Annotated in this window: 16 protein-coding genes; 1 reads left to right on the forward strand and 15 read right to left on the reverse strand. The window is 70.4% G+C overall.

Translation table 11 applies throughout. The features are described 5' to 3' along the window. Window positions 1-55: 55 nt before the first annotated feature. Window positions 56-535, reverse strand: coding sequence for a hypothetical protein (locus AB5J54_RS02225; RefSeq protein ID WP_369142144.1), 480 nt, complete (start codon window positions 533-535; stop codon window positions 56-58). A gap of 119 nt (window positions 536-654) precedes the next feature. On the opposite strand from AB5J54_RS02225, the gene AB5J54_RS02230 reads away from it, so the two are divergent. After that, window positions 655-2,100: an amidase gene (locus AB5J54_RS02230; protein WP_369142145.1), complete on the forward strand. Its 1,446-nt coding sequence runs from the start codon at window positions 655-657 to the stop codon at window positions 2,098-2,100. Between the two features lie 163 nt (window positions 2,101-2,263). Here AB5J54_RS02230 and AB5J54_RS02235 read toward each other — a convergent pair whose 3' ends face one another. The 14 genes from AB5J54_RS02235 to AB5J54_RS02300 form a co-directional block, all read right to left on the reverse strand. Then, a complete protein-coding gene (locus AB5J54_RS02235) occupies window positions 2,264-3,433 on the reverse strand; it encodes an agmatine/peptidylarginine deiminase (RefSeq protein ID WP_369142146.1) in 1,170 nt (389 codons plus the stop codon). A 58-nt stretch (window positions 3,434-3,491) separates the two neighbouring features. Then, complete coding sequence (locus tag AB5J54_RS02240) at window positions 3,492-4,967, reverse strand: cytosine permease (RefSeq protein WP_369142147.1); 1,476 nt, start codon at window positions 4,965-4,967, stop codon at window positions 3,492-3,494. A 146-nt stretch (window positions 4,968-5,113) separates the two neighbouring features. After that, entirely contained in the window at window positions 5,114-6,253 is a 1,140-nt protein-coding gene (locus AB5J54_RS02245) for an agmatine/peptidylarginine deiminase (RefSeq protein WP_369142148.1), read from the reverse strand. A 42-nt stretch (window positions 6,254-6,295) separates the two neighbouring features. Next, window positions 6,296-7,093 carry an ABC transporter ATP-binding protein gene (locus AB5J54_RS02250; RefSeq protein WP_369142149.1) on the reverse strand — a complete coding sequence of 266 codons (798 nt, stop codon included), beginning with the start codon at window positions 7,091-7,093 and terminating at the stop codon, window positions 6,296-6,298. Further along, window positions 7,086-8,072, reverse strand: coding sequence for an ABC transporter ATP-binding protein (locus AB5J54_RS02255; RefSeq protein WP_369142150.1), 987 nt, complete (start codon window positions 8,070-8,072; stop codon window positions 7,086-7,088). The genes AB5J54_RS02250 and AB5J54_RS02255 overlap by 8 nt, the downstream gene beginning before the upstream one ends. Then, window positions 8,069-8,923 carry an ABC transporter permease gene (locus tag AB5J54_RS02260; protein WP_369142151.1) on the reverse strand — a complete coding sequence of 285 codons (855 nt, stop codon included), beginning with the start codon at window positions 8,921-8,923 and terminating at the stop codon, window positions 8,069-8,071. The genes AB5J54_RS02255 and AB5J54_RS02260 overlap by 4 nt, the downstream gene beginning before the upstream one ends. After that, the gene (locus tag AB5J54_RS02265; RefSeq protein ID WP_369142152.1) at window positions 8,920-9,879 is read right to left on the reverse strand and encodes an ABC transporter permease; all 960 of its coding nucleotides are present in this window, start codon (window positions 9,877-9,879) and stop codon (window positions 8,920-8,922) included. Before AB5J54_RS02265 ends, AB5J54_RS02260 begins: the two co-directional genes overlap by 4 nt. Next, window positions 9,876-11,552 (reverse strand): ABC transporter substrate-binding protein, encoded by a 1,677-nt coding sequence (locus tag AB5J54_RS02270; protein WP_369142153.1) that lies wholly within the window; start codon window positions 11,550-11,552, stop codon window positions 9,876-9,878. The genes AB5J54_RS02265 and AB5J54_RS02270 overlap by 4 nt, the downstream gene beginning before the upstream one ends. A gap of 106 nt (window positions 11,553-11,658) precedes the next feature. Further along, window positions 11,659-12,672, reverse strand: a complete 1,014-nt coding sequence (locus AB5J54_RS02275) for an agmatine/peptidylarginine deiminase (RefSeq protein ID WP_369142154.1) — start codon at window positions 12,670-12,672, stop codon at window positions 11,659-11,661. Between the two features lie 213 nt (window positions 12,673-12,885). Then, window positions 12,886-14,622, reverse strand: a complete 1,737-nt coding sequence (locus tag AB5J54_RS02280) for an urease subunit alpha (protein WP_369142155.1) — start codon at window positions 14,620-14,622, stop codon at window positions 12,886-12,888. Next, entirely contained in the window at window positions 14,619-15,314 is a 696-nt protein-coding gene (ureA, locus tag AB5J54_RS02285) for an urease subunit gamma (protein ID WP_369142156.1), read from the reverse strand. Before ureA ends, AB5J54_RS02280 begins: the two co-directional genes overlap by 4 nt. Window positions 15,315-15,481: 167 nt before the next feature. Then, the gene (locus AB5J54_RS02290) at window positions 15,482-16,237 is read right to left on the reverse strand and encodes an alpha-ketoglutarate-dependent dioxygenase AlkB (RefSeq protein ID WP_369149189.1); all 756 of its coding nucleotides are present in this window, start codon (window positions 16,235-16,237) and stop codon (window positions 15,482-15,484) included. Then, on the reverse strand, window positions 16,224-17,474 hold the full coding sequence (locus AB5J54_RS02295) for a hypothetical protein (RefSeq protein WP_369142157.1): 1,251 nt from the start codon (window positions 17,472-17,474) through the stop codon (window positions 16,224-16,226). Before AB5J54_RS02295 ends, AB5J54_RS02290 begins: the two co-directional genes overlap by 14 nt. After that, on the reverse strand, window positions 17,471-18,052 hold the full coding sequence (locus AB5J54_RS02300; RefSeq protein WP_369142158.1) for a TetR/AcrR family transcriptional regulator: 582 nt from the start codon (window positions 18,050-18,052) through the stop codon (window positions 17,471-17,473). The genes AB5J54_RS02295 and AB5J54_RS02300 overlap by 4 nt, the downstream gene beginning before the upstream one ends. Window positions 18,053-18,086 lie beyond the last annotated feature (34 nt).

The raw sequence follows: 18,086 nt of genomic DNA on the forward strand, positions 1-18,086 counted from the left end.
AGGGGCCGATGCGACGCCGGCCGATGCGACGCCGTCGTGGAGCCCCGTACCTTCGTCACCGCGCCCGATAGTTCTCGTCGGCCACGAGTACCGAGGTGAAGTGCACGGGCAGGCCCTGCCCGTCACGCGCCACCTCCTGGGACGTGTCCCGGGTGAAGGCCACCGTGACTCCGGGGAGGTAAGGGGCCCGCGGGTTCTCGTTGTTGACGCGTCGGCCCTTCCCCGCGGCGTGCGCGAGGAGTTCGTCGGCGGGGGTACGGAACACGTCGAGGCCGTCGAGCAGGACCTGGACGTCCGGGTCCTCGCCCTCGTCGGGGCCCCAGACGGTGACGGCGGTGACCCGGTGGTCGCGTTCCAGGGCCGCCTGGAAGCCGATGCCGCCGTACTCGGCGGATACCAGGTCGAAGTCACGTACCGCGTCGGCCGGATACACCCGCGGCCGGCCCCATGCCGACACCGCGGCGACCGTCTCGTCGAGCGTCATTCCCAGCCGGACGGGAGCCACGCCGTGGGGCGGATCGAGGACGAACTGCATGAGGAGCTCTCTTCCGGTCGGTTGCGATCGTTGCAGTATCGCCGCCCGGGCCGCATCCGTGATCACGGCCTTACGTCAACACCGTTGACGCCCTGAGTCGGCGGCTGTTCGATGCCCCCATGAGCGACCTCACCCACCTCACCGATCTCGCCTACATGCCGGCCACCGAGGCCCTGCGCCACTTCCGCGACCGCTCCCTGTCACCGGTCGAGTTGATGACCGCCGTCATCGCGCGCGCCGAAGCCGTCGAGCCCCGGGTCAACGCCCTCGCCGAGCAGACCTTCGAGCACGCGCTCGCCACCGCGCGCGAGGCCGAGGCCCGGTACGGGGGCAAGGGGGAGGCGCCCGGCGTGCTGGAAGGGCTCCCCGTCGCGACGAAGGAGGAGCAGCCCCTCGCGGGCCGCCGCAGCACGGACGGTTCGCTGGCCTTCCGGGACGAGATCGCCGACGTGACGCACCCGGTCGTCGAGCGGGTCCAGGCCGCGGGCGGCATCGTGCACGCGCGGACCACCACCCCGGAGTTCAGCTGCGCGGCCTTCACGCAGTCGCGGCTGTGGGGTGTGACGCGCAACCCGTGGAACCCGGAGTTCAGTCCGGGTGGTTCGTCGGGCGGCTCCGGCGCCGCGCTCGCGGCCGGGGAGGCGACGCTCGCGACCGGCTCCGACATCGGGGGCTCCATCCGCATCCCGGCCTCGTTCACGGGCACGGTCGGGTACAAGCCGCCGTACGGGCGCGTGCCGGCGATGGCGCCGTTCAATCTGGACACGTACTGCCACGACGGCCCGATGGCGCGGACCGTCGCCGACTGCGCCCTCCTGCAGAACGTCATCGCGGGGCCCCATCCGCTCGACGCGGTCTCCCTGCGCCCCAAGTTCACGCTGCCCGAACACTTCGAGGGCGTTGCGGGCATGAGGGTCGCGCTGTCGGTCGGCCTCGGGGACTGGCCGGTGGATCCCGAGGTCGAGGCCAACACGCGCGCGGTGGCGGAGGCCCTGCGCGCGGCCGGAGCCGTCGTGGAGGAGGTGGAGGTCCCGATCCGGCGGGCGGACGTGATGGAGGCGGCGATGATCCACTTCGGGTCCGTCTTCGGCCCGTACGTCGTGTCGGTCGCCGCGGAGCACGGCGATCTGCTCACCCCGTACGCCCTCGACTTCGCCGAGCGGACCGCCGAAGCCGTGCGCGAGCCGGGGAGCATCATGCGGGGTCTGGAGCTGGAGGCCGCGGTGCAGACGACGCTCGGCGTCCTGTTCGAACGCTATGACGTGCTGCTGTGCCCGACGACCGCCGTTCCGGCGCTGAGGGCGGACGACGACTACCTCTCGACCAAGGTGGTGATCGGCGGTGTCGAGCTGGATTCCTATCTGGAGGCCGCGATGACGACGGTGTTCAACATCGCCAGTCGCTGCCCGGTGCTGAGCGTGCCGTCCGGGCTCGCGTCGACCGGTGTACCGACAGGAGTCCAGGTCGTCGGACGCACCTACGACGATGCCACCGTGTTCCGCGTCGCCTCCGCGATCGAGGCCGTTCGTCCGTGGAACAGCCGCCGACCGGCCCTCTGCGGGTGAGAGGGTGAAGACGTTGTACGCGCCCCAGCGGCGGCCTTCCCTCTTCGTCGGGGCCAGGTCGTGGATGTACAGGACGGAGCCGGTTGCTCCGTCGGTCGCCGTCTCGGGGGCAGATACGCGACGGGCCCGGGTCTCGTGAGAGAGACCCGGGCCCGTCGTTCGATCAGCGGTTGGGCTCCTGCATCGTGACGCAGTGGGCGCCACCGCCGCCGTTGCCGTAGAGGTTGTCGAGGTTCAGCTGGACGACCGGGCGGCCGTAGGCGGCGGCGATGGCCGACTTGGCCGCCGCGTCCTTGGCGGTGTCGCCGAACTGGGTGGTGATGATCGCCTGGTTGGTCACCGTCCAGTTCATGTAGGAGCTGAGGAAGTCGGCCCGCTTGCCCACCTGGATGCGGGGCAGGGTGTCGGGGCCTTCGATGGTGAGGACCTGGAGCCTGCGGCCCCTGGCGTCGGTCGCGTTGACCAGGGTGTCGCGGATGGCCTGGGCGTTGGCGGTCCAGACGTCGGGCCGTACGGCTCCGGCCAGCTGCACCATGACCACGCCGGGCCGGATGTAGCGGGCGGTTCCGTCGATGTGGCCGTCGGTGACGTCCTGTCCGGTGACGCCGGGCAACCAGATCATCTTGGACGCGCCGAAGCGGGACAGCAGCTCCGCCTCGATCTGGCTGCGGGACTTGCCGGGGTTGCGGTTGCTGTTCAGCCAACAGCTCTCGGTGGCCATCACGGTGCCGTCGCCGTCGTACTCGATGCCGCCGCCCTCGCCGACGACGGACGCCTTCGCGAAGGGCGCGCCGGAGTAGGCGGCGACCTTCTGCGCGACCGTGCGGTCCTTGTCGTAGGCGGAGGCGGGGAGGCCGTAGAAGGTCGTGGCGTTCTCGCCCCAGGCGTTGAAGTTCAGGCCGAAGGCGTCGAGGCCGCCGGCGCCGTCCACGCGGAACAGCGGGCCGGTGTCCCGCATCCAGCAGTCCGAGACCGGGATGGAGCTGATGACCGTGACGGTGGAACCGCAGGCGGTCCTGGCCTGCGAGGCGGCCGAGGAGCCGTCCGCGCACATGATGACCGGCTCGTACTTGGCGACTTCCCTGGCGAGCTTGGCGATGTCGCTCTGGATCTTGGACAGCAGGTTGCCCCAGATCGTGTAGCTGGACGGCCAGGCCATCCAGGTCCGCTTGTGCGACTCGTCCTCGCCGGGGACGCGCCAGGACGCGGCCATGGCGGGCTGGATGCCGCCGAGGACGGGGCCGACCGCCAGGGCGGCCGCGGCCGCTCCGGTACGGGCCAGGAGGGTTCTGCGGCTGAGGCCGGGGCGTTCGCCGTCGTGCTCTGTCTTCACGTGGTGCTCCTTCTCTCAAAGGTTCTGTACGTGCAGGCCGGGTCGTTCAGCGGGTTGCTCAGTGGAGTCGATCCAGCAGTCCCTCCTCCCGGACCATCCGGCGTTCGGTGGCCAGATCGAGGCTTCGGGCGAAGGCCCAGTAGAGGCCTCCGGCCACGGGCAGGCCGACGAGGACCGAGCAGTCGACGCCGCCGAGGCGCTCCGCGACGGGCCCGACGAAGAGGCCGGTGATCACCATGAACGGGGCCATGCAGGCCAGGCCGATCACATAGGCGAGGTTTCCGCGCCAGCCCCATCGGCCGTAGATCCCGTTCGGGTTGAAGATCTCCTTGACGACGTACTGGCCGCGCCGGACGAAGAAGAAGTCGACCAGGTTGATGGCGGTCCATGGGATGAACAGGTACGTGAGGACCACCACCACGTTGGCGAAGAACCAGTTGAACTGGTCGATGCCGACGAGGGTGGAGACCGTCCCGACGGCGGCCAGCATGATCGCGATCGTGGCGACCCGGATGCTCCGGGTCGGCTTGACCGGCCGGAACGAGTCGACGATCGAGATCATGGTGAGGCTGCCGCCGTACTGGTTGATCGCCATGATGGAGAGCAGCCCGACCAGCAGGACGACGACCGCGACCGTGCCGAACCCGCCGAACAGCCGGTCGGCCGACAGCTTCAGTGCCGTGACCGGGTCCGTGCCCTCCGGCGCCGCGGCGGAGACGACGGCGCCGAGGACGAAGACCCAGATCCCGGAGACCGCGCTGGGCAGATAGGTCCACCAGAAGGTGCTGCGCACGGGGACGTCGGGTCTGAGGTAGCGCGAGTAGTCCGAGACGTACGGTGCCCAGCCCAGCTGGAAGCCGGCCACGAAGACGAACACGAGCATGAACGGCGCGAGCTCGAACGGGCCCGCGTTCCAGGCGTCGTCGGGAAGCCCGCCGCCGAACAGGGCGGACGCGGTGACGGCCGCGGTGATCACGACGAAGGGCCAGGTGAGCCACTTGTTGAGCTTGTGGATCCACTCGTATCCGAAGAGGGCGATCACGGTCGCCACCGCGGCGGCGAGGAGATAGCCGAGGGTGTTGGGCATCCCGGTGAGCAGGTTCATGGCCTGGCCGGACAGCAGGGCGTCCGAGGTGTTGAAGGCCACGTAGTTGACCAGGGCGAACACCCACACGGTGAGCGCGGCCCCCAGGTAGCCGAACTGGGGCCGGGACTGCACGAGCTGGGGCAGTCCCAGCTGGGGTCCCTGGGCCGAGTGGAACGCCATGAAGAACGTGCCGAAGAGCGAGCCGAGCACGGTGGCGATCACCGTCCACACGAGCGAGGCCCCCATGGACAGCGTCACGACACCGGTCGCGAGGCCGGTGAGATTGAGGCTGCCGACGAACCAGATGGCTCCGACGTTCGACGGTGTGCCGTGCCGTTCCGACAAGGGCACCCAGTCGATCGAGTGCTGTTCGATGCCCGCGTGCGCTGCGGAGTCATGGCCCGCGCGTGCCGAGGAATCACGCGTGGACGAGTCAACTGGCCCCATGTGGGCTCCTTCAGGGATGCGTTCATGAAGCCGTACAGCGCTGCGTGACCGCCGGCGCTGTACGGTGCGCTCACCCTAGGGACTGACTCAAATTTCAGTCAATGGCTGGGACACAGCTCTCTGACGAAAATTTCAGTCATCTGGTCTCACGCCACCGGCTGCTGCTGGGTGACGCAGTGGATGCCTCCGCCGCCCGTGCCGAGGCGGTCGATGTTCAGCTGCTCGATGTAACGGTCGGGGTAGAGGCGTTGCAGCGTCGCCCGGGCCGCCTCGTCCGCCCTCCGGTCGCCGAACTGAGCCGAGATGACGGCGTCGTTGCAGAGGTAGAAGTTGGCGTACGAGGCGAGGAAGTCCCGGTTGGTGGAGCGGATCCTGTTGTAGTCGGGGCCCTGGAGGCGCATCACGTCCATGGCCCGGCCCTTCGCCGTGGTCGAGGCCGACAGGGTGCTGTACTGCCGGCGGGCGTCTCGGGCGAAGGCGTCGTCGTCGGCGGCGACGGGCATCTGGACCAGGGCCTCGCCGGGGGCGAGGAAGCGGGAGGTCGCGTCGACGTGGTCGTCGGTGATGTCCTGCCCGTAGACCCCGTCGAACCAGATGACCTTGGACGCGCCGTACGCCTCGCACATCGCCGTCTCCAGCTGCCGCTCCGACATCCCGGGGTTCCGGTTCCGGTTCACCAGGCTGCTGCGGGTCGCCATCAGGGTGCCGGCGCCGTCCTGCTCGATGGCGCCGCCCTCGCCGATGAGGTCGGCCCGGGTGAACTGCACGCCCACGTGGGCGGCGATCCGCTCGGCGACGAGGGCGTCCCTGTCATGGGTCTGCTTGTTGCCCCAGCCGTTGAAGTTGAGGCCCACCGTGTCCAGGCCCCCGTAGCCGTCCGTACGGAAGACCGGTCCGGTGTCACGCATCCAGCAGTCGTCGACGGGGATGGAGCTGATGACGGTGACGGTGGAGCCGCACAGGGAGCGGGCCCTGGCGGCGCTCCCCGGATTGGCGCACATCACGACGGGCTCGTACGTGGCGATCGTGCGGGCGATGAGGGCGATGTCCGCCTGGACGCCGCTCAGCTTGCCGGACCAGATCGCGGTGCTGTCCGGCCAGGCCATCCACGTACGGGTGTGCCGGACGTCCTCGACCGGGACCCTGAACGTGCCGGCGACGGCGCGCGCCTTCTCGGGGAGGGTCGTCGCGAGCGCCGCGCCCGCCGCGGCCGCACCGGTGGCGACGAGGAACCCTCGCCGGTTCAGACCCCTGCTCGCGTGTCGGCCGGCGGTGTGTTCGTTCATGGTTGACCTCCTGTGTCAACGACAGTGGGGGGTGAGAAGCGGTCAGAGCGCCCGTCGGGCCTCGGCGATCGCCTCGGGGTCCCAGCCGGGACGGGGCACCGACTCCAGAAGGAGCCGCGTGTACGGGTGCCGGGGCGCGGCGAGCACCTCGGCCGTGGGGCCGGCCTCGACGACACGGCCCTGGCGCATGACGATGACGTCGTCGGTGACGCAGCGGACCACGCCGAGGTCGTGGGTGATGAACAGGTAGCCGATCCGGGTCTCCTCGCGGATGTCGGCGAGCAGGTTGAGGATCTGCGCCTGTACGGAGACGTCGAGCGCGGCGACCGCCTCGTCCAGGACGAGGACGGCCGGTTCGACGGCGAGGGCGCGGGCGATGGCGACGCGCTGGCGCTGGCCGCCGGAGAGCTGCCGGGGCCGTGCGTCGGCGGCACGGGTGCCGAGGCCGACCTGGTCGAGGAGCTCCCGGACGCGCCGGTCGTGGTCGGTGCCGGGGAAGTGCAGGCGCAGGGTCTCCCGCAGGACCTGTTCGACGCTGGTGCGCGGGTCGAGGGAGAGGTACGGGTCCTGGAAGACCATCTGGACCTCGCGCGCCCGGGCCAGCCGCCGGGCCCGGCCGCGCTGTCGGGCGCCGCGGGCCTCTCCTCGTACGAGCACGTCGCCGGCATCGGCCTGTTCGAGACCGACGACGATCCGGGCGGTGGTGGTCTTTCCGGAGCCGGATTCGCCGACGATGCCCAGGGATCCGCCCTCGGGGAGGGCGAAGGAGACGTCGTCGACGGCGCGGACGCTCCCGAAGGTGCGATGGAGGCCGACGGCCTCCAGGACGTGCTCAGGCATCGACGGGGCTCCCTTCGAGACGGTCGCTGTGGTGACAGGCGGCCCGGTGGTGCGACAGACCGGGTGCGGGCCGCGGTTCGGGCGCCTCCTGGTCGCAGATCTCGGTGGCGAGGGGGCAGCGGGCGGCGAACGGGCAGCCGCGCAGCTCCTGCCGGAGGTCCGGCGGCTGGCCGTCGATCGCGTCGAGCCTGCCCCGGGGTGCTTCCAGGCGGGGCGTGGAGGCGAGCAGGGCCGAGGTGTACGGGTGCCGGGGCCGGGCGAAGAGGGCTTCGGCGGGGCCGCTCTCCGCGATCCGGCCCGCGTACATGACGTAGACGCGGTCGCTGATGGCGGCGGCGAGATCGAGGTCGTGGGTGACGAAGAGCAGGCCGGTGCCGAAGCGTTCGCGGAGCCGGGCAAGCAGGGCGATGACCTCGGCCTGGGTGGTGACGTCGAGCGCGGTCGTGGGCTCGTCGGCGAGGACGAGGGCGGGGTCGCCCATCAGGGCGGCCGCGATCATGACGCGTTGCAGCATGCCGCCGGAGACCTGCCCGGGGTACTTGCGCAGGGCGGAGTCGTCGAGCCCGACCGCCCGCAGGAGCTCACCGGCGCGGGCGGTGGCGTCCGCCCGGCTCATGCTCCCGGTCAGGGTCACGCTCTCGATGAGGAAGTCGCCGATGCGGCGCAGCGGGTTCAGGGCGGCGCGCGGGTCCTGGAAGATCATGGACACCGTGCCGGTGCGCAGCGCGCGCAACTGGTCGGCGTCCATGGTGAGGACGTCCTCGCCGCGCACCCGGACGGCGCCTTCGACGACGGCTCCGGGCGGCAGCAGGTTGAGGGCGCTGCGTGAGGTGAGGGTCTTCCCTGACCCGGACTCTCCGACGAGGGCGACGGTCTCGCCCGCGCCGACGTGGAGGTCGACGCCGTCGAGGACGGGCCGGGCCGTGCCGGGCAGGGTGATGCGGAGCCCTTGGACGTCGAGCGTGTACGTATCGGTCATCGGTCCCTCCTGGCGACGCGGTCGGCCCAGCGCTCTCCGACCACGTTGAAGGCGACGACGGTGAGCACGATGAACGCGCAGGGCAGGATCGCGGACAGCGGGTAGCCGTGCTGGATGGCGGTCTGGCCGTCGAAGACCATGCGGCCCCAGTCGGGGGTGAGCGCGGGGACGCCCAGGCCGAGGAAGGACAGGCCGGCGAGGTCCATCAGTGCGTAGCCGAAGTTGATGGTGGACTGGGCGAGGACGACGGGGGCGATGTTGGGCAGGATGTGGCGCAGGCTGATCTGGAGCGCGGAGTGCCCTTGGACCTGGTAGGCGCTGACGTAGGGGCGTTTGCGTTCGGCCAGGACGAGGGAGCGGGTCAGCCGGCTGACGTACGGCAGGTAGGCGATGGAGAGGGCGATGACGGGGGCGAGCAGTCCTTCGCCGTAGATCGAGATGATCAGGATGGCGAGGAGCATGCCGGGGAACGCGAAGACCAGTTCGGTGCTGCGTGACAGGACGGAGTCGAGCCAGCCGCCCCGCCAGCCCGCGGCCATGCCGACCGCGACTCCGGCGAGGGTGGAGAAGACCACGACCCCGAGGGGCCCGAGGAGCGAGGTGCGGGCGCCGAGGAGCAGCCGGGAGAGGGTGTCGCGTCCGGCGGCGTCGACGCCGAGCAGGTGCTCGGCGGAAGGTCCGGCCAGTGCGTTGCCGAGGTCGACGGCGTTGGGGTCGTACGGCACGAGCCAGGGCGCGAGGAGCGCGGCGGCGGTGACGAGGGCGACGAGGCCGAGGCAGACCAGGTGGAGCGGGGACCGGGCGGTGCGGATCTTCGCGAGGCCGGGCCGGCGGGTGAGGACGGCGGTCATACGGAGGAGCTCCTCGATCCGAGGGTGATCCGCGGGTCGACCAGGGGCAGCAGCAGGTCGACGACCAGGTTCACGGTCATGAAGAGGGCGACGATGATCAAGGAGATGGCCTGGACGGTCGGGAAGTCCTTGGTCGTGGTGGAGAGTTCGAGGAGCTGGCCGACGCCGCCGATGCTGAAGGCGGTCTCCACGAGGATCGTGCAGACCAGGAGGGTGGAGACGATCAGTCCGCCGGTGGTGAGGACGGTGCCCAGCGAGTTGCGGAACACATGGCGGCGGATGACCTGGCTCTCGGGGACGCCCCGGCTGCGGGCGACCGTGACGTGCTCGCTGTCGAGGGCTTCGACCATGGCGGAGCGGGTGACCCGGGCGAGCATGCCGATCAGATAGAGCGCGAGGGCGATCGCCGGGAGGGTGAGGTGCCAGACCTGGTCGAGGAAGCCCTCGCCGGAACCGCTGCTGGGGAACCAGCCGAGGTTGACGGCGAAGAGCCCCTGGAGCAGGACGGCCGCGACGAAGGAGGGGGTGCCGACGGCGAGCGCGGTGCCGACGAGGACGGCCGAGTCGGTGGCGCCGCCGCGCACTGCGGCGACCCATCCCAGGACGAGGCCGATCACGACGACCACGGCCAGCGCCATCACGACGAGCAGCAGCGTGGTGGGGAGGCGGTCGGCCAGGAGCCGGGAGACGTCGGTGCGGTAGGTGATGGACCGCCCGAAGTCGCCCTGGACGACGTCGCCGAGCCAGCGCAGGTAGCGGACGAAGAAGGGGTCGTCCAGGTGGTACTGGGCGTTGATCGCGGCGAGGGCCTCGGGCGAGGCGGAGCGGCCGGAGAGCAGGAAGCTGGCCGGGTTGCCCGGCGCCAGGTACATGGCGCCGAAGACCACGAACGACGCACCGAGCAGGGTGGCGGCCATCTCCGCCACCCGGCGTGCGGCGAATCTCAGGAAGTTCACGGGGTGGCCCCCGCGGCCGGTGCGCCGACGTCAGCGGCCCACGGGTAGTACATGTACGCGATGGTGGTGGGGGCGCCGGTGATCCTCTTGTTGAGGAAGACGGCGGTGGGCCACTCCGCGACGGGGATCCACGGCAGCTGCTCGGCGGCCCGCTTCTGCAGCTCGGCCTCGATCTTCAGGCGCTGATCCGGCTCGTACGAGGCGGTGGCCTGGTCGACGAGGGCGTCGTAGCCCTTGTCGGTGTAGCCGGCGAAGTTCATGTACGCGCCGGTCTTGAAGTTCTGCAGCAGGTCCAGCGGGTCGGTGATCGAGTCGTAGTAGGTGAGCGGGAACATGTCGATGCCCTCGCGCGCCTGGGGGTCGGTGAAGAGCGCCGTGAAGGCGTTGGGGGCGATCGTCTTGAGGTTGATCTTGAGGCCGATCTGGGTGCCGGCGGCCTGGATCGCGGTGGCGAGGAGGGAGACGTCCTGGCCTATGGAGCTGGTGGCGACGGTCAGGGTCTTGCCGGTGGCGCCGGCCTCCTTGATCAGCGCCTTGGCCTTCTCGATGTCCTGGGCGGCGGGCGGCAGCGCGCCGAAGGCGGCCTGCCGGGTCTTCTCCGAGGCTCCGGCCCAGGCGGCGCGGGTGGTGAGCGAGCTGGTGACGGTGCCGGCTCCGCCGAGTCCGGCCTTGACGAAACCGGACCGGTCGAGGGCCAGGGAGAGCGCCTTGCGCACCCGGAGGTCGCCGAGCGGGCCCGTCATGTTGGTGATGTTGACGTTGACGGTGCTCAGGCCCTCGCCGAAGTACAGGGCGCCGACGCCGCTGTCGCGCAGTCGGCCGTAGCTCTCGGTGGGGATCAGATAGCCGCCGTCGATCTCGCCGCTGAGCATGGCGTTGGTGCGGGCCGAGGGGTCGGTCAGGACCCGGAAGACGGCCTTCTTCGCCTTGGCCTTCGTACCCCAGTAGCCGTCGAAGCGCTCCAGCTCGATCGACTGGCCCTTGGTCCACGTGCCGAGCTTGAACGGTCCGGTACAGGCGAGGTCACCGGTGGTGCCGTAGTCCTTGCCCGCCGCCTCGACGCCGGCCTTGGAGGCGACGACGCCCGCGGCGGTCGCCATGTACTGGGGGAACTGGGAGTCCGACTTCTTGAGCTTGACGGTGACCTGGAGCGGGCCGGTCTTCGTGATGGAGGCGACGTTCTGGAAGGTCTGCGCCCAGGCGGCGGCGTTCTTCGGGTCCCGCTGCCGGTCGAGGCTGTAGACCACGTCGTCGGCGGTCATCACCTTGCCGTCGTGGAAGCGCACGCCCGTGCGCAGGTCGTAGACCCAGGTGTTGGGGTCCGGGTTCGACGCCTTCCGCGCCAGGCCGGGCTGCACGGTGAGCCCCGGGGTCCAGCGCATCAGGCTCTCGCACACGTTGGACAGGATCGTGTTCTGCGGGTAGTCGAACGCGACCGTGTAGTCGAGGGTGGGCGGCTCGGCGTAGACGGCCCAGGTGAACGAGTCGATCTCGCCGCGGGCCGGAGGCGTGGAGGCGGAGAGCTTGACCCCGGAGCCACCGGCACCGGTGTCCTTCGGCGGGCCGGCGCAGGCCGCGAGAGCCGCGAGGGAGGTCAGGGCGGCCGTCGTCACCGCGATCCGTCCGCGCCTGCCGCGGGGACGTCTGCTGCCGGAGGGCAGGGAAGGGGTCATCGTCGCGCTCTCATTCCGTGATGTCCGTGTTTCCGTGGGTTCCGTGCGGGGTGTGGGGGCCGGAGGGTCGCTGGTACGGCCCTCCGGGAGCGGTCCGTCCCGCGGCTCAGGCGGTGGCGGGGACGGCGGGGATCTGCTGCGTGATGCAGTGGACCCCGCCGCCGCCGTACGCGATCGCGGGCGCCCGCACTCCGACGACCTTGCGGCCCGGGTACGCGGCGGCGATGACCGCGAGCGCGTCGTCGTCCTGGGGCACGCCGGCCACCGGGACGACGACGCCGCCGTTGGCCACGTAGAAGTTCAGGTACGACACCTCGACCTCGCCGCCGGCGATGCCGACGACTGCCGTCTGCGGGACGTCGATGATCTCGAACGGCCGCCCCTGGGCGTCGGTCGTGGCTTCGAGCACGGCGCGGTTGGCACGCATCCGGGCGTGGTCGGGGTGCGCGGGGTCGTCGGGCAGCGCGACCACGACCTTACCGGGAGCGGCGAAGGCGCAGACGCCGTCGACGTGCCCGTCGGTCTCCGTGTCCAGCAGGCCGCCGTACGGAAGCCACACAACCTTGTCCACGCCGAGCTGGGATTTCAGTTCCGTCTCGATCTCGTCCCGGTTCATGCCGGGGTTCCGGTTGGGGTGGAGGAGACACTGCTCGGTCGTGATCAGGGTGCCTTCGCCGTCGACGGTGATCGCTCCGCCCTCCAGGATCATGTCGGAGGGGATGCGCTCGACGCCCAGGTGCTCCAGGAGGAGGCCGCTGATCCGGTCGTCGGAGTCGTACGGGCTGTGCTTGCGGCCCCAGGCGTTGAAGCGGAAGTCCACTCCGGCGCGGTTGCCGGCGCCGTCGAGGACGAAGAGCGGGGCCGAGTCCCGGAACCAGGAGTCGTCCTGGGCCAGCTCCACCACGGTGATCGCCTCGCCGCACCGGGTGCGGGCCTCCTCGCCGTGGCCGGGCGGCGCGACCATGGTCACGGGCTCGAACGCGGCGATGGCGCGGGCCACGTTCGCGTACTCCTCCTTGACGTCGTCGAGGACGCCGCCCCACAGGTCCTGCCGGACGGGCCAGGCCATCAGACACCCCTCGTGCGCGGACCACTCGGCAGGCATACGGAATGCAGTCATCACGGGTCTCTCTTCGTTTCGCCAGAAGTACCCGTCGGCGGTGGCCGGCTCAGCCTGGCGGAGGCGCGGGACGGGTACGCGGTGTGAACAGCATCCTCCTCTCGACTGAAAATTCAGTCAAGAGAAGAGACAGGGTTTTGAAAAGTCGGTCAGACAGACGTCGGTCGGTCGGCGTGGATCAGAGGCCGACGTGGGTCAGAGGGCTGATGTGGATCAGAGGAAGTACAGCCGGCTCAGCGAGACCTGCTGCGCCGGCGCGGAGCGCATCGGATCGCCGTCGAGGGTCACGAGCCCGCTGGTGGGGTCGACGTCCACCTGCCCCAGGCGGGCGTTGTGCAGCATGTCGGCCGGGCCGATGCCGCGGGTGCCCCGTACGGCCACCCGCCGGCGGCGGGTCGGCATCGCGTCGGCGCCGAGACCGGCGGCGGCACGGCTGACGAAGGCGACGGAGAGCTCCGCCGGAGCGGCGCCGTGGGCGCCGAACAGCGGACCCAGGACCAGGGGCTCACAGGTGTCGGTGGCGGCGTTCGGATCGCCCGTGACGCCGTAGGCGGGGAAGCCGGCCTTGAGGACCATCTGTGGTTTGGCCCCGAAGAACGGCGGGCGCCAGAGCACGATGTCGGCGAGTTTGCCGATCTCGATGGAGCCGACCTCATGGGCGAGGCCGTGGGCGATCGCCGGGTTGATGGTCAGCTTGGCGATGTAGCGCAGCACGCGCGCGTTGTCGTCGTGCGCGCCGTCGCCCTCCAGCGGGCCCAGCTCGGCCTTCATCTTCCCGGCCATCGCGAACGTGCGCCGGACGGTCTCCCCCGCGCGTCCCATGCCCTGCGCGTCGGAGGAGGTGATCCCGATCGCGCCGAGGTCGTGCAGGACGTCCTCCGCGCCCATCGTCCCGGCCCGGATCCGGTCGCGCGCCATGGCGGCGTCGCCCGGGAGGTCCGTCTTGAGCGCATGGACCGAGACGATCATCCCGTAGTGCTCGGCGATGGCGTCCCGCCCGAAGGGCAGGGTGGGGTTGGTGGAGGAGCCGATGACGTTCGGCACGCCCGCCATCTTCAGGACGTTGGGGACGTGTCCGCCGCCGCAGCCCTCGATGTGGAAGGCGTGGATCGTACGGCCTTCCAGGACACGGAGGGTGTCCTCGACGGACAGGCACTCGTTCAGGCCGTCCGAGTGCAGCGCGACCTGCACGTCGTGCTCCTCGGCCACCCGCAGCGCGGTGTCCAGGGCCCGGGTGTGGGCCCCCATGTCCTCGTGGACCTTGAACCCGCAGGCGCCGCCCTCGGCCAGGGCCTCCACGAGGGGCGCCTCGTCGGAGGCGGAGCCCCGGGCGAGGAAGCCGATGTTGACCGGCCAGGCGTCGAAGGCGTCGAACCCGAGCTTCAGAGCCCACGGGGAGTTCACGCCGACGCCCCAGCTCGGCCCGATCTCCTGGCCGATGATCGTGGTGACACCGGAGGCGAGGGACGCCTCCATGATCCGCGGGGAGAGCAGGTGGACGTGGGTGTCGATCGCACCGGCGGTGGCGATCAGGCCCTCGCCCGGGACCATCGTGGTGCCGGTACCGACGACGACGTCGACGCCGTCGAGGGTGTCGGGGTTGCCGGCCCGCCCGATCGCGTGGATCCGGCCCTCTCGGATGCCGATGGACACCTTGCGGATGCCGAGCACCGCGTCGATCACCAGGACGTTGGTGATCACGACGTCACAGGTCTCGCGGACGGCCGCGGCCTTGAGGTGCATCCCGTCCCGGGCGGTCTTGCCGAATCCGGCCAGGAACTCGTCACCGTACGCCTGCGAGTCGGACTCCACCCGTACGACGAGCCCGGAGTCGCCGAGCCGGACCCTGTCCCCCGCGCGGGGCCCGTGCACGGTGGCGTACTCGTGCGGATCGATGTGCCGGCTGGTGCCGGGCGCACAGTGGTCGCTGTGTCTGGTGGGCCTGCTCATCGCTCCACCCCTTCCGCTCCGAGGTAGCCGCAGGCGGCGGCGCGCTTCAGGGCCTCGGCCTTGGCGCCGGGCGCGTCGAGCGGGCCGTCGACCAGGCCCGCGAAGCCGATGGCGATCCGGTCGCCGCCCATCGGTACGAGTCCGACCTCGACGACGGCGCCGGGGTCGAACCGGGTGGACGACCCGGCCGGGGCGGCGAGCCGCATGCCGTAGGCGGCGGCCCGGTCGAAGTCGAGGCGCGGGTTCGCCTCGAAGAAGTGGAAGTGCGAGGTCACGCTGACCGGGACGGCTGCCGCGTTGCGTACCCACAGGGTGACCAGCGGTTCCGGCTCCGGCAGGGTGTCCGTGTGGGGCAGTACGGCCCCGGGGGCGCCGTCGCCGTGCTCCACGTCGCCGAAGGGCGCGCTGACGACGGCCAGTCGGGTGCCGTCGTCGAACACGGCCTCGACCTGGATCTCCGTCACGACGTCGGTGACGCCGGGGAGGACGTCGTCCGGGCCGAGGACACCGCGGCCGCGGTCGAGGGCCTCGGCCAGGTGGAGGCCGTCACGCGCGGCCTCGCAGACCGTGTCGGCGATCAGCGCGGTCGCCTCGGGCACATTGAGCCGCAGCCCGCGTTCCAGGCGGGTCCGGGCGAGCTGGGCGGCGGTGAAGAGCAGCAGCCGGTCCCGTTCGGTGGGAGTCAGAGGCATGTCGCCTCCCGGCTGAAGGGCCTGGTCGAACGCAAGGTGTCCCTGTCCTTTCCACGAAGTGTCAGAGGTGGTCAGGGCACTCACTGTCGCACTGACTGAAATATCAGTCAAGGTTCCGGACGGTACGGAGCCAGGTGCGTGGCCGTGGGCGGTGAGGGTGCCTCAGGTCAGGCGGGCCGCATCAGATCGCTCTCGCTGACGGTGTACGTCAGCGGCGGGTAGACGAAGTCCGTCTCGTTGTTCTCGCGGCGTCGCAGTCGGTAGAGCTCGCGGCTCTGCTCCTCGTCGGCCGACGTGAGCCGCACACCCTGCGGGAGGTACGCGTGGCCGTCGCGAAACCGGAGGATTGTCTTCGCCGTTCGAAGGGTGAGGCCCAACCATTGGTTGTCCGCAGCCTGCGCGGGTGCGTCCAAGACGATTCTGTGCCTGAGGCGCCGATTCGAGTCGACGGAGAACGCGACGACGCTGTTGTGGGCGAGGGGGATCTCGAACCTCTCGCCGCCGGACTCCTTCGACTCGAAGACGAGCTTCCTCGGCGGGCCGGCGTCGGGATGCTCGTAGCAGGAGAAGACGGCGATGAACGAATCGTCGGCCAGATCGAGGGCCTGGTCGGAATGACTGCCCATCTTGGTGTAGGCGTTCGTGTAGCTCTCGATGAGAGCGTTGTTGAAGCCGACCGAAAGCGCCGCACGTTCTTGGATGCGCTGCGCCAGCCGTTCGTGCGCCGCCCGGAAGCGCTGCGTCGGGCTGCCGTACCGGGTGGTGGTACGGACGAGAGGCACACCGCCCGTCTCGTCGATCCTGGTGAGGACGGCGCCTCGCCGGCCTTTCCCCACGTCTTCCAGGCAAGCCGACGCGGACAGCTCCGCGAAGAGATCCTCCTCGGTCGGCAGAGCGAACGAGAGGATCTCATCCGAGATCATGGACTCGCGGGGCACGGTAGTCTCCTGTGTTCATGCTGAACAGGAACCTGTCGCCGTAGTCGATGAAGGACGAGGTCCTGTTCTCCTCGGCGTACAGCCCGCGCAGCTCGTCCATGCCGGCCTCTGTGGGCGGCTCCAGCCTCACGAGACCGCCGGCCGCTCTGAGGAACGTGTGGCCGTTCTTGTGCACGGCTTCGGCGCCCGAACAGCGCACCACGTAGCCCAGGCGGGTCGGGAGCAGCTCGGCGTCCAACGCCGAGGGCCGGATCTCGTGCGTGTACAGGCGGTTGGTGGACAGCGGCATGAGGAACACCGAGCCGGGATGGAGGGTCACGGTGAACTGCTCGGGGAGCGTGACGCCGTCGCGTTCCCCGATCGGCTCCTTGAGCCGGAAACGGAGTCTGGTCAGCCCGCTGACGCCCCTCACACCGAGATCGAAGGCGTCGTCGGCGAGGGGCTGGAGGCGGTCGAGCCCGTCGTAGAAGGTGCAGAAGGCCATGATGCCGTTGACGGGCATGTCCTTGGTCTTGTCGGCATGGGCGGAGATCTTGGCCTTGGACTGCTTGCGCTCCGCCGTGGCAAGGGTGTTGTGGTAGATCTGCGCGAGCACGTGATTGAGCGGTGCCGCGTTCCGGAAGACGGCGGAGGCCTCGCGGTTCAGGGCCTCGACGATGCCGGTGTCGGTCGGGCGGAAGCCCTCGGTCGGCCCCGAGAGGTTCGTGGAGCACCGGAGCAGACGGAAGTGCAGTTCGTCACCGTCCTGCGTGACGGGGGTGAGATAGATGCCGCTGCGATGGGCGGTTCCGGGCTTGGTGGACTCCGTCAGGGACTGGAACGCGTGCTCCGCGCTGATCCGTCCGAAGTGATCGGTGCCGAGATCGAAGAAACGCGGGTAATACACTCCGGCGCCGTGCACGCGGAGGGGAACGCGTCCGAGGTCGACGAGGGTCCAGGGCCCGCCGAGGTCGTCGTGGTGACCGTGCGACAGCTCCCGGACGACGAACACCCGGTCAGCCGCGCGCAGTCGGCGGCTGTCGAGCCCGGACAGGTCGCCGCAGAGATAGACGGTCTTCCGGGCGAGGTCGGGCGCACCGGACGCGAGCTCCTCCGGTGTGATCACGGACCCGAAGAAGTTCTTGGTCAGGTCATGGTCCCGCAGCGCCGAAGGCACGACCAGGATGGTGCTCGCGTCCTCGATGCGGGCTTCACGTGGGTCCGCCGGCGGGTACCCGGTCACGGGCGGCCCAGCCCTTCGATCTCGGCGTCGATGGCTGCGCTCATCAGGGTCCGGGCGTGGGCGATCTGGAGCGTGCCGCTGAGCCAGCGCATGCTCAGGCCCTCCAGGAGGGCGGTGAGCCGCTCGGCCGAGGCCGTTAGGGCGACGGCCGAGGCCATCGGCCTGACGTGGCCGAGCAGGGCCGCCACCTCCTGGACCCAGGTGAGGGTGGCCCGCGCCAGGTCCTCACGCAGGAGGTCGTCGAAGACGGCGCTCGCCCTCAACTCGCCCCAGGCGCTGCTGTTCTCCCTGACCTCGGTCGTGTCCTGGAGTTCGAGGAGGAGCGTCTGGTCGAGTTCCTCGCGCGGGCTGAGCGGTTCGGCGTCGGGATCGCGGTGGGTCGTGTAGCGCTCGGCGCGGTCGTTGATGAACTCCAGCGTCTTGCTCAGGATCCCGGCGCGGTCCTTGAAGTGGTAGTAGATGAGCGCGGTGGACACGCCCGCCTCGGCCGCGAGCTCCTCCACGCGCAGGCCGCGGACGCCGCGCCGGGCGATCACCCGGGCGGCGGCTTCCAGGATCTGAGTGCTGCGAGACGCCATGGCCCGAACCTTACCGGGCGCCTCCCGCGCCGGG

It is taken from the genome of Streptomyces sp. R44 (genome assembly GCF_041053105.1).
Taxonomy (GTDB): domain Bacteria; phylum Actinomycetota; class Actinomycetes; order Streptomycetales; family Streptomycetaceae; genus Streptomyces.

Excerpts from the sequence above, each read along its gene's own strand:
- AB5J54_RS02225 (WP_369142144.1), bottom strand. The coding sequence starts at position 535 with ATGCAGTTCGTCCTCGATCCGCCCCACGGCGTGGCTCCCGTCCGGCTG.
- AB5J54_RS02230 (WP_369142145.1), top strand. The coding sequence starts at position 655 with ATGAGCGACCTCACCCACCTCACCGATCTCGCCTACATGCCGGCCACC.
- AB5J54_RS02240 (WP_369142147.1), bottom strand. The coding sequence starts at position 4,967 with ATGGGGCCAGTTGACTCGTCCACGCGTGATTCCTCGGCACGCGCGGGC.
- AB5J54_RS02245 (WP_369142148.1), bottom strand. The coding sequence starts at position 6,253 with ATGAACGAACACACCGCCGGCCGACACGCGAGCAGGGGTCTGAACCGG.
- AB5J54_RS02250 (WP_369142149.1), bottom strand. The coding sequence starts at position 7,093 with ATGCCTGAGCACGTCCTGGAGGCCGTCGGCCTCCATCGCACCTTCGGG.
- AB5J54_RS02255 (WP_369142150.1), bottom strand. The coding sequence starts at position 8,072 with ATGACCGATACGTACACGCTCGACGTCCAAGGGCTCCGCATCACCCTG.
- AB5J54_RS02260 (WP_369142151.1), bottom strand. The coding sequence starts at position 8,923 with ATGACCGCCGTCCTCACCCGCCGGCCCGGCCTCGCGAAGATCCGCACC.
- AB5J54_RS02270 (WP_369142153.1), bottom strand. The coding sequence starts at position 11,552 with ATGACCCCTTCCCTGCCCTCCGGCAGCAGACGTCCCCGCGGCAGGCGC.
- AB5J54_RS02275 (WP_369142154.1), bottom strand. The coding sequence starts at position 12,672 with ATGACTGCATTCCGTATGCCTGCCGAGTGGTCCGCGCACGAGGGGTGT.
- AB5J54_RS02280 (WP_369142155.1), bottom strand. The coding sequence starts at position 14,622 with ATGAGCAGGCCCACCAGACACAGCGACCACTGTGCGCCCGGCACCAGC.
- ureA (WP_369142156.1), bottom strand. The coding sequence starts at position 15,314 with ATGCCTCTGACTCCCACCGAACGGGACCGGCTGCTGCTCTTCACCGCC.
- AB5J54_RS02290 (WP_369149189.1), bottom strand. The coding sequence starts at position 16,237 with ATGATCTCGGATGAGATCCTCTCGTTCGCTCTGCCGACCGAGGAGGAT.
- AB5J54_RS02300 (WP_369142158.1), bottom strand. The coding sequence starts at position 18,052 with ATGGCGTCTCGCAGCACTCAGATCCTGGAAGCCGCCGCCCGGGTGATC.